Below are 410 nucleotides of genomic sequence, written 5' to 3' on the forward strand. Positions count from 1 at the left end.
CGGGTTGAGACATTCACCATCAAGCTGGAAATCACCGGCGATCTCGACGCCGCGACGAAAGAGCGAATCCTCGCGGACGCGGAGGACATCTGCACCGTTTCCAACACGCTGCGCGGCGGGCCGGCACTGCACGCAACGCTGGGGTGAAGCTGATGGCGCATCTCTCTGTGATCGACTATGCGACCGCCTCCGAAGACATGCGCGCCGAGCATGACCGCGAACTCAAGCTGCGCGGCCGCATGACCAACATGAAGCGCATCCTGCTCCACTCGCCCGCCGCGCATCGCATCTACGCCGAATGGTTCACCCTGCGCGATCTTCTCAAGCCCGCACTCGACGACCGAGCGATCTGGCTGCTCTCGAAGGCGATCGCCGAGACGATGCGTGCCGAAATCCCGGTGACCTTCTTT

At 62.9% G+C, this 410-nt stretch carries 1 pseudogene; it reads left to right on the forward strand.

Annotation, left to right across the window (positions count from 1 at the left end):
• Window positions 1–152: 152 nt before the first annotated feature.
• Window positions 153–410: pseudogene (locus EN851_RS34330) on the forward strand (hypothetical protein); the annotation flags it as partial.

Source organism: Mesorhizobium sp. M8A.F.Ca.ET.208.01.1.1, from assembly GCF_004791315.1.
In the GTDB taxonomy this organism is placed as follows: Bacteria; Pseudomonadota; Alphaproteobacteria; order Rhizobiales; family Rhizobiaceae; genus Mesorhizobium.